Origin of the sequence: Amycolatopsis sp. NPDC024027 (assembly GCF_040638975.1) — a bacterium.
In the GTDB taxonomy this organism is placed as follows: domain Bacteria; phylum Actinomycetota; class Actinomycetes; order Mycobacteriales; family Pseudonocardiaceae; genus Amycolatopsis.
This window is the reverse complement of sequence record NZ_JBEZYY010000007.1, coordinates 174843-184573: the sequence shown is the minus strand read 5'-3', so window position 1 is coordinate 184573 and position 9731 is coordinate 174843. Positions and strand designations below refer to the sequence as shown.

Below are 9731 nucleotides of genomic sequence, written 5' to 3'. Positions count from 1 at the left end.
CCGGGCGATGGGGGGGTGGGTGGTGGGGTGGGTCGTGTTGTTTGTCGATTCTTTTTTTGGGGTTGTGTGGTGTTCTATTTTTTTTTTGGCGCCCACCTCCGGCCGGCTTCCCCACTCCCCAGCCTTCCCCAACCCCCGGCGGATGTGGACAACCCGGCTGAGCGCGCCCGCCACAGCCCGTTTCCGTCGTAGGCGGCCGATACGCTGGAGACGGGGGGCGCCCCCGCGGGCCGGCGGGTGTCAGTCCTCCGAAGCGTGCTCCGCGCGGACCGGGACCACCAGCACCGCCAGCGCCGGGAACACCGCTGCCACGCAGAACGCCAGTGCGTACCGGCTGTCGCCGATCACCAGGCCCAGCAACGGCGGCGTCAGCGACGCCGCGATGTTCTGGCCGGTGTTCTGCGTTCCCATCGCGCGGCCCGACCACGCCAGGCCCGCCAGCTCCGCCGAGGCCGTGAAGCCCAGGCCGTTGTCGGCCACCGTGATCACCCCCGCCAAGGCCAGCGCCAGCAGCACCAGCCACGGCCAAGTGGCGTCGCCCAAGGCGACCAAGAGCATGACCAGGCAACTCAAGACGGCGAGCTGACGCATCGGGCGCAGGCGACTGCCCACCCGGTCCGACCACCAACCTGACCCGAGCCGTCCAAGAGCGCCCAGCACCTGGACCACCGCCAGGTACCAGCCCGCCGACAGCGGGCTCCAGTGCTGCACCGCCACCAGGTACACCGGCGCGAACGCCGACACCGCGAACTGCGGCACCACCAGCAGCGCGCTCGCCCCGTGCACCCGCCACAGCGTCGCGTGCCGGTACGGCGAAGGCGGCTTCTCCCCCGATGCCGGGCGAGGCGGCCGGGGCGGGTCCGTCACCAGCCACGCCACCAGCAGCGCCACGGCGATCGCCAGCCCGGCCGGCAGCAGGATCGCCGCCCGGAAGCCGAAGTGCGCGGCCAGCGGGGGCAGCCCCAGCGCGGCCACGCCCACGCCGAGCGGCTGGGCCGTCTGGCGGATCCCCATCGCCACGCCCCGCTCGGACTTCGCGAACCAGCCCATCACCACGCGACCGCTTGCCGCGTTCACCGAAGCCGTACAGGCGCCCGCCGCCAAAAACACTCCAAAGAGGAGCTCGACCGGGTGATTTCCTACCCCGGCGTACACCAAGAGTAACCCCGAGAAGCCCAGGCCAAGGGCCATGATGAGGCGCTCTCCGTAACGGTCCGCAGCCGCGCCCCACACGATCAGGGTGAACAACAACCCGATGCTCGGCGCCGCGACGACCGTGCCGGCCTCGGCCAGCGTCAGCCCCTCGGCGGCGCGCATGGCCGGGACCAGGAACGGGAGGCCGTAGAGGAACGAGCAGCTCGCGGTCTGCGCGGCGAGGCCGAGCGCGAGGATGAGCCACCGCCGTGAACTCGCCTGAAGCTGTTCACCCGCACCGCTTCCGACCTGCGCCATCTTGGCCACCGTCTCAAACTATGGGAAGTTTTTCCTACATAGTGAACGATAGTTGGCACAGCTAAGGACCGCAAGCACGTTGCGGTCCGAAGCGGGGCGGGTCAGGTCAGCGCGGCGTACCCGGGCTTGATGACGTCGTCGATCAGCGCGAGCCGGGCGTCGAAATCGATGAACGCGGATTTCATCGCGTTGATGGTGAACCAGCGGAAGTCGTCGATACCATAGCCGAACGCCTCGTGCAGCGCGGCGAATTCGCTGGTCATCGTGCATCCGCTCATCAGCCGGTTGTCCGTGTTCACGGTCACCCGGAAGCGCAGCTTGGCGAGCAGGCCGATGGGGTGCTCGGCGATCGAGCGGACGGTGCCTGTTTGGACGTTCGACGTCGGGCAGATCTCCAGGGGGATGCGGCGGTCGCGGACGTACGCGGCCAACCGTCCAAGGTGGACCGTGCCGTCCGCGTCGGTCTTGATGTCCTCGGCGATGCGCACGCCGTGCCCGAGCCGCTCGGCGCCGCAGTGCTGAATCGCTTCCCAAATGGACGGCAAACCGAAGGCTTCGCCCGCGTGAATGGTGAAGTGCGCATTGTTCTGACGCAGATATTCGAACGCGTCGAGATTGCGGGTGGGCGGGAATCCGTCCTCGGGACCGGCGATGTCGAACCCGGCCACACCGGTGTCCCGGTAGCGGACGGCCAGGTTCGCGATCTCGAGCGCCCGGGCGTGCTGGCGCATCGCGCAGAGCAACGTCGCGACGCGGACGGTGCCGCCGTTCGCGGCCACTCGCCGTGCGCCCTCCGTGAACCCCGCCTGGACAGCCTCGACCACCGCATCGAGTGACAGACCGCGTTCGACGAACAACTCCGGTGCGTAGCGCACCTCGGCGTAGACGACGCCGTCGGCGGCCAGGTCCTCCACCGCCTCCGCGGCGACCCTGACCAGCGATTCCTCCGTTTGCATCACTCCGCAGGTGTGCGCGAACGTCTCGAGGTAGGAAACGAGTGAGCCGGAGTCGGCCGCACGGCGGAACCAGGTGCCCAGTTCGGCCGGGTCGGTGGTGGGCAGACCGGCATAACCGGTCGCGTCGGCGAGCTCGGCGACGGTCGCGGGGCGCAGGCCGCCGTCGAGGTGGTCGTGCAGCAGCACCTTGGGTGCGCGGCGGAGTGTCTCGGTGGGCAGAACAGGGCTTTCGTCAGGCATCCCCCAACGGTAACCTCGTTGTCATTCCCCTACATGGCCGTAACTCTCAGGCTCGGGCTAACCCTCAGCGTTGAGGATCATGTCCCGAATCGGCCATCCGGGGGCAGCCTCCGCAATAGCCTCTTCACGGGGGCCATACAGACAGCAATTTTTGCAATCGATAAGCTTCGTGGCACGTCCCTCCATTTCCCCGCCGACGAAGGACACACAGCAGTGACCACTGACAACCACATTGCCGCCCCGTCCTTCGACCGGATGCGCAACATGCTGGTGCGCGCGGCCGAAGTGCGTGAGAGCGAGCAGCAGCAGATCTTCGACGCGCTCGACGACATCTACGCCCGCCTCGCGCCGGTGGACTCGCTGGGCGCGGTCCGCAAGCGGCTCTCCGAGATGCCCGACCGCACCGAGGTCAGCGTCCTGGCCGAGCGCCTCGACGAGACGATGTCCCGCCTCGAGGCGCAGGACGCGGCCCTCGCCGCCCTCACCCGCGCGGTCGAGAGCATCGTCGACAAGCTCGCCAAGCCGTTCGCGCAGCTCGACGGCCGCCTCGACGGCGTCGCCGCGCGCTTCGAGGGCGTCGCGGGCCGGATGGACGGGCTCGAGGACAAGCTCCAGAACATCCACCGCCGGATCGACGAGCTGGGCGGGCACCTCGACAAGCAGGACGCGAAGATCGAGTCGCTGCCGCAGTCGGTCACCGGCCCGGTCCGCGAGCGGATCGAGCAGACCGAGGCGGCGCTGCGCGAGCGCGTCGACCACGCCGACCACGAGCTGCGGGGCAAGGTCGACGAGCTGAGCCGCGTCACGCAGGAGCGCGTCGGCGAGCTGGGCCGCACGACCCACGAGCGGATCGACGCCAACACCGAGGCGCTCAAGGTCGCGCTGACCGAGACCGGCGAGATGATCGACGCGTCCGACCGGCTGGAGAACCTGGGCAACCGGCTCGAAACGGTCACCACCCGCCTCGACGACCTGGCCGGCCGCCTCGACAAGGTGGAGGACGGTTTCCTGTCCGGCATCGGCGACCTCGACGGCGCGCTCAAGGCGGGGCTGTCGAAGGTCGAGGGCACGCTGTCGAAGCAGCCGGACACCGACTCGGTGGACTCGCTGGTCCGCAAGAGCAACGACGAGAGCGTCCGCCGCATCGGCGGCCAGCTCGACGAGGCGATGGCGACGTTCGCGGAGCTGATGCTCGGCGGCGGCCCGGCGGTCCAGCAGATCTCCCCGCCCCCGCCGGCGCCGCGCCAGCCGCGTCGCAGCTCCCGCAACGGCCGCGCCCCGAAGCCGGCCGACGTGAAGGGCAAGACGGGCGAAGGCTCGGAAGAAGCCACGGAGTAGGACTCACGCACGAAGAAGGCCCCCGCCGGATCCCGACGGGGGCCTTCTCATGCTTCAGACGTCACTCGGACGGGTGATCATCTTCGCGACGATCATCACAGCCGAGCTAGCCGCGGATGGTTTCCACGACGATCGGGCCCGGCTCCGGAGCCGACGAAGCGATCGTGAAGCCGTCCTCGAGAGCGGACAGCGCCGCCGGGACCGCGTCGGGTGTGTCCGTGTGGAGTTCCAGCAGCGGGTCACCCTCGGCGACGCGGTCCCCCGGCTTGGCCAGGCACAGGATGCCCGCCGCCGCTTGGACCGGGTCCTCCTTGCGGGCGCGCCCCGCGCCGAGCCGCCACGCCGCGACACCCACCGCGTAGGCGTCCAGCGAAGCCAGCACGCCCGAAGCCGGAGCAACGACCGTGTGCACGTGAGCAGGCGAAGGCAGCGGCGCCGCAGGGTCGCCACCCTGGGCCGCGATCATCCGGCACCAGACCTCGTACGCCTCACCCGAAGCCAGCACCGCCGCCGGGTCCACGTCGAGACCCGCGAGGGCGAGCATCTCCCGGGCCAAGGCCACGGTCAGCGCCACCACGTCCGCGGGACCGCCGCCCTTGAGCACGTCGACCGACTCCGCGACCTCCACCGCGTTCCCGACCGCCCGGCCCAGCGGGACGTTCATGTCGGTCAGCAACGCCGTCGTCGGGACACCGTGGTCCGCGCCGATCGAAGTCAACGTCGACGCCAGCTCACGTGCCTGCGAAAGCGTCTTCATGAACGCGCCCGACCCGAACTTCACGTCCAGGACCAGCCCGGACGCGCCTTCGGCGATCTTCTTGCTCATGATCGAGCTGGCGATCAGCGGGATCGACTCCACCGTCGAGGTGACGTCCCGCAGCGCGTACAGCTTCTTGTCCGCCGGCGCCAGCCCGGACGTCGCCGCGCAGACCACCGCGCCGACGTCCTCCAGCTGCGCCTGAATCTCCGAAGTGGACAGTGAAGCGCGCCAGCCCGGGATCGACTCCAGCTTGTCGAGCGTCCCACCCGTATGGCCGAGCCCGCGCCCGGACAGCTGCGGCACGGCCGCGCCGCACGCGGCCACCAGCGGCGCCAGCGGCAGCGTGATCTTGTCGCCGACCCCGCCCGTCGAGTGCTTGTCCACCGTCGGCCGGGAAACCGACAGCGACAGCCGCTCCCCCGACGCGATCATCGCGCCGGTCCACCGCGAGATCTCGCCGGAATCCATGCCCCGCAAGAAGATCGCCATGGCCAGCGCCGACATCTGCTCTTCGGCGACGTCACCGCGGGTGTAGGCGTCGACGACCCAGTCGATCTGCTCGTCGGACAACCGGCCGCCGTCCCGCTTGGTGCGGATGACGTCGACCGCAGCGAACGCGCTCACGGCAGGTCGTCCGGGCCGAACGCGTCCGGCAGGACGTCGGACATCGGCAGCACCCCGCGCGGAGTGTCCACCAGGCACGCGGAACCGCCCAGCTCGAACAGGATCTGGCGACACCGTCCGCACGGCATCAGCAGGTCACCGGCGCCGGACCGGCACGCCACGGCGACCAGCCGGCCGCCGCCGGACAGCCGCAGCTGCCCGGCCATCGTGCACTCGGCGCACAGCCCGAGCCCGTAGGAAGCGTTCTCCACGTTGCACCCGGTCACGACCCGGCCGTCGTCGACGATCCCGGCCACCCCGACGTGCAGACCCGAATAAGGCGCGTACGCATGGGAAGCCGCTTCGATCGCCTGAGAACGCAGCGCGTCCCAATCCACAGAGGACACTGCAGACATCAGTCCTCCCCTCGCCGGTACGGCTGCCCGTCGGCCTTCGGCGGCCGCAGCCGCTGCGAAGCCACGGCCAGCACGATCAGCGTGACGAAGTGCGCGGTGTACGGGATCAGGTCCGACGGCAGCGTGTCGTTGGCCCAGTAGATCGCATACAGCACACCGGCGCCGACGACGCCGAGCCCGGCCGCGATCCACTGGCGACGGAACAGCTGCACGACGACGATCACGGCGACCAGGATCACCGCGCCGTACAGCAGCGCGAGCACCGCCTCCCCGCCGCCGGCGAGCTGCAAGCCGTCCGCGTAGCCGAACAGCGCCGCGCCACCGAGCAGGCCGCCCGGGCGCCAGTTGCCGAAGATCATCGCCGCCAGGCCGATGTACCCGCGGCCGTTCGTCTGGTTCTCCAGGTAGTCCGCGCCGCCGCGCAGCAGCACCAGCGAGGCGCCACCCATGCCGGCGAACGCGCCGGAGATGATCACGGCCGCGTACTTGTGCAGGTACACGTTCACGCCGAGCGACTCGGCCGCGACCGGGTTCTCGCCGCAGGACCGCAGCCGCAGGCCGAACCGGGTCTTCCAGAGCACCCAGAAGCTCACCGGCACCAGGATGATCGCGAGCATCGTCAGCGGCGCCACCTCGGTGACCAGCCCCCGCAGGATGCCCGCGACGTCGGAGATGCCGACGCGCTGCTCCTTCTCCAGGTCGCCCAGCCAGTCCGAGAGGAACGTCGCCGAGTAGGTGTCGAACTTCGGCACCGGCGGCGACTGCCGCGGGTTGCCGGAGATCGGCGCGAAGATCAGGTTCGCCAGGTACTTCGTGACACCCAGGCCGAGCAGGTTGATCGCGACGCCGGAGACGATGTGGTTGACGTTGAACGTCACCGTCGCCACCGCGTGCAGCAGCCCGCCCAGCGCGCCGAACAGCAGCGCGGCCAGCAGGCCGGACCACGCGCCGCCGTAGTACGAACCCCAGGCGGCGCCCCAGGTGCCGAGGATCATCATGCCCTCGAGCCCGATGTTCACCACGCCCGCGCGCTCGGCCCAGAGACCGCCCAGCGCGCAGAGCAGGATCGGCAGGGCCAGGCGCAACGCCGTCTGCGCGGTGTTGGACGACGTCAGCGCGGCGACGCCGGTGGAGTAGGACGCCGTCGAGACGACGGCGATGGCCACCACGGCCCAGATCACGCCGCGCAGCCAGCCGGGGACCCGGCCCCGCTTGCGCTGCACCGGCATGGTCGAGCCGGATTCGGGAGCGACGTCGGTGATCACACCGCACCCCCTTCGGCGACCGTGGAACCCTTGCGGCCGGCGAGTGCGCGCCCGACCCTGCGTTGTTCGGCCGCGAGGTCGGCCCGGCGCACGACCTCGTACGCCACGACGACCGACAGCACGATGATGCCCTGCATGATCGTCGCGATCTCCTTGGACACGTTGATCTGCTCCAGCGACACCGCGGAGGTGTCGAGGAACGCCCACAGCAGCGCGCCGAGCGCGATGCCGCCGGGGTGGTTGCGGCCGAGCAGCGCGACCGCGATGCCGGTGAAGCCGTACATCTGGGTCGCGGTGATGCCGTAGCTGTAGTCGCGGCCGAGCAGTTCCGGCATGGCGACCAGGCCGGCGACGCCACCGGAGAGCAGCATCGCGATCAGCGTCATCTTCTTGGCGCTGACCCCGCCGGCGGCGGCCGCGGTGGTGGACTCGCCGGACGCCTTGAGCTCGAAGCCGAACCGGGTGCGGTTGAGCATGAACCAGTAGGCCCCGCCGACGATCGCGGCGATGACGACGAACCCGAACAGCGTGCCCGAGCCGAGCGGGATGCCCGGGATCCGGCCGGACGGCTCGATCACGCGGGTGCCGATGTTGTTGCCCCGCTGCACGCCGAACTGGTCGGCGTTGATGAGGAACGCGATGATGCCGGCGACGATCGCGTTGAGCATGATCGTCGAGATGACCTCGCTGACCCCGCGGGTCACCTTGAGGATCGCCGGGACCGCCGCGTAGGCCATGCCCGCCACGACCGCGACGACCAGGATCGCGAGGACGTGGACGACCGGCGGCAGCTTCATCGCGCCGCCGGCGATGGCCGCGACGACGGCGGCGAAGCGGTACTGGCCTTCGACACCGATGTTGAACAGGTTCATCTGGAAGCCGATGGCGACCGCCAGGCCGGACAGGTAGTACACCGTCGCCAGGTTCACCGTGTCGACGGCGGTCGAGCCCTTGAACATCTGGCCGATCATCGTGCCGTACGCCTGCAGCGGATCCGCGCCGGAGATGATCAGCGCGATCGCCGACAGCAGCACCGCGAACACGATCGCCAGCAGCGGCGGCAGCAGTTTCGTGCGCCAGGAGGTCATTCTTCGTCACCCTCTCCCGCGCCGGTCATCGCGGAGCCCAGTTCCTGCGGAGTCACGGTCGCCGGGTCGGCCTCGCTCACGAGGCGCCCGCGCAGCATGACCCGGATCGTGTCGGACAGGCCGATCAGCTCGTCGAGGTCGGCGGAGATCAGCAGCACCGCGAGCCCGGCGGCGCGGGCCTGGCGGATGTTCTCCCAGATCAGCGCCTGCGCGCCGACGTCGACGCCGCGCGTGGGGTGCGACGCGATGAGCAGCACCGGGTCACCGGACAGCTCTCGCCCGACGATCAGCTTCTGCTGGTTGCCGCCCGAGAGCGCCGCGGCCGGGACGTCGATGCCCGGCGTGCGGACGTCGTAGTCGCGGACGATCCGCTCGGTGTCCGCGCGGGCGCCCGCGATGTCGAGCAGCTGTCCTTTGGAGACCGGGCGGCGGGTCTGGTAACCGAGGATCCGGTTGACCCACAACGGTTGCGTGAGCAGCAAGCTGTGCCGGGTGCGGTCTTCGGCGATGTAGCCGATACCGGCCTCGCGGCGCGCCAGCGTGCCCGCCTTGGTGAGGTCGCGCGCCTTGCCGTCGGCGTCCACCAATTCGATCGTGCCGCCGGACGGCTTGCGCATGCCCATGATCGTTTCGACCAGCTCGGTCTGGCCGTTGCCCTCGACGCCGGCCACGCCGAGCACCTCGCCGGCGTGCACGGTGAAGGAGACGTCGTCGAGCGCGTTGCGGCCGGAGCCCTCGGCGCCCAGCGTCAGCCCGGTCAGCCGCAGCACGTCCCGGTCGGTGACCGTGGACTCGCGGGTCTCCGGGCTGGGCAGCTCGGACCCGACCATCATCTCCGCGAGCTGGCGGGAGGTGATGGTCTTCGGGTCGGCGGTGCCCACGGTCGTGCCGCGGCGGATCACCGTGACGGTGTCGGCGATCGCCCGGACCTCGTCGAGCTTGTGCGAGATGAAGAGGAACGTGTAGCCGCCGGCCTTCATCTCCCGCACGGTCTCGAAGAGCGCGTCGACCTCCTGCGGCACGAGGACCGCGGTCGGCTCGTCCAGGATGATGATCTTCGCCCCGCGGTAGAGCACCTTGACGATCTCGACGCGCTGGCGGTCGGCGACGCCGAGCTCCTCCAGCAGCGTCTCCGGCTTGGCGTGCAGGCCGGTCCGCTCGGCGAGCTCGGCCAGCCGCGCGCGGGCGGCGCGGCCGATGCCGTGCAGGCCCTCGGCGCCGAGGAAGACGTTCTCGCCGACGGTCAGGTTGTCGGCGAGCATGAAGTGCTGGTGCACCATGCCGATGCCGGCGCGGATGGCGTCCTGCGGGTTGCGCAGTTTCACCTCTTCGCCGTTGATCGCGATGGTGCCCTCGTCCGGCGGCTGCATGCCGTAAAGGATCTTCATCAGGGTGGACTTGCCGGCGCCGTTCTCGCCACAGATGGCGTGCACCTCGCCGGCGGTGACGGTGAGGTTGACGTCGGAGTTGGCCACCACGCCGGGAAAGCGCTTGGTGATCCCGGTCAGCTGGACGGCGGGGGCGCCCCGGTCGGGGACGGCCTCGGCCGGGGCCTCGGCTGTGCTCATGGGCGGGAGAATTCCATATCTCTGGAACGCGTGAGGGGCCCGGAG

General features: G+C 70.2%; 8 protein-coding genes. 1 reads left to right on the top strand and 7 read right to left on the bottom strand.

Features of this window, described 5'->3' with window-relative positions; genetic code table 11:
* Window positions 1-240: 240 nt before the first annotated feature.
* Window positions 241-1452 (bottom strand): MFS transporter, encoded by a 1212-nt coding sequence (locus AB0F52_RS19595; RefSeq protein ID WP_360172488.1) that lies wholly within the window; start codon window positions 1450-1452, stop codon window positions 241-243.
* A 101-nt stretch (window positions 1453-1553) separates the two neighbouring features.
* Complete coding sequence (locus AB0F52_RS19590; RefSeq protein WP_360172485.1) at window positions 1554-2648, bottom strand: adenosine deaminase; 1095 nt, start codon at window positions 2646-2648, stop codon at window positions 1554-1556.
* A gap of 213 nt (window positions 2649-2861) precedes the next feature.
* Here AB0F52_RS19590 and AB0F52_RS19585 point away from each other — a divergent pair, with 213 nt between their 5' ends.
* On the top strand, window positions 2862-3986 hold the full coding sequence (locus AB0F52_RS19585; RefSeq protein WP_360172482.1) for a PA containing protein: 1125 nt from the start codon (window positions 2862-2864) through the stop codon (window positions 3984-3986).
* Between the two features lie 106 nt (window positions 3987-4092).
* Here AB0F52_RS19585 and AB0F52_RS19580 read toward each other — a convergent pair whose 3' ends face one another.
* The 5 genes from AB0F52_RS19580 to AB0F52_RS19560 are packed head-to-tail and all read right to left on the bottom strand — an operon-like array spanning window position 4093 to window position 9686.
* Entirely contained in the window at window positions 4093-5370 is a 1278-nt protein-coding gene (locus AB0F52_RS19580) for a thymidine phosphorylase (protein WP_360172479.1), read from the bottom strand.
* A complete protein-coding gene (locus tag AB0F52_RS19575) occupies window positions 5367-5756 on the bottom strand; it encodes a cytidine deaminase (protein ID WP_360173204.1) in 390 nt (129 codons plus the stop codon). The genes AB0F52_RS19580 and AB0F52_RS19575 overlap by 4 nt, the downstream gene beginning before the upstream one ends.
* Window positions 5757-5764: 8 nt before the next feature.
* Window positions 5765-6994, bottom strand: coding sequence for an ABC transporter permease (locus tag AB0F52_RS19570; protein ID WP_360173201.1), 1230 nt, complete (start codon window positions 6992-6994; stop codon window positions 5765-5767).
* A gap of 32 nt (window positions 6995-7026) precedes the next feature.
* Window positions 7027-8118: an ABC transporter permease gene (locus AB0F52_RS19565; RefSeq protein WP_360172476.1), complete on the bottom strand. Its 1092-nt coding sequence runs from the start codon at window positions 8116-8118 to the stop codon at window positions 7027-7029.
* Complete coding sequence (locus tag AB0F52_RS19560) at window positions 8115-9686, bottom strand: ABC transporter ATP-binding protein (RefSeq protein WP_360172473.1); 1572 nt, start codon at window positions 9684-9686, stop codon at window positions 8115-8117. Before AB0F52_RS19560 ends, AB0F52_RS19565 begins: the two co-directional genes overlap by 4 nt.
* Window positions 9687-9731: the final 45 nt, after the last annotated feature.

Excerpts from the sequence above, each read along its gene's own strand:
- AB0F52_RS19595 (WP_360172488.1), bottom strand. The coding sequence starts at position 1,452 with ATGGCGCAGGTCGGAAGCGGTGCGGGTGAACAGCTTCAGGCGAGTTCA.
- AB0F52_RS19590 (WP_360172485.1), bottom strand. The coding sequence starts at position 2,648 with ATGCCTGACGAAAGCCCTGTTCTGCCCACCGAGACACTCCGCCGCGCA.
- AB0F52_RS19570 (WP_360173201.1), bottom strand. The coding sequence starts at position 6,994 with ATGCCGGTGCAGCGCAAGCGGGGCCGGGTCCCCGGCTGGCTGCGCGGC.
- AB0F52_RS19565 (WP_360172476.1), bottom strand. The coding sequence starts at position 8,118 with ATGACCTCCTGGCGCACGAAACTGCTGCCGCCGCTGCTGGCGATCGTG.
- AB0F52_RS19560 (WP_360172473.1), bottom strand. The coding sequence starts at position 9,686 with ATGAGCACAGCCGAGGCCCCGGCCGAGGCCGTCCCCGACCGGGGCGCC.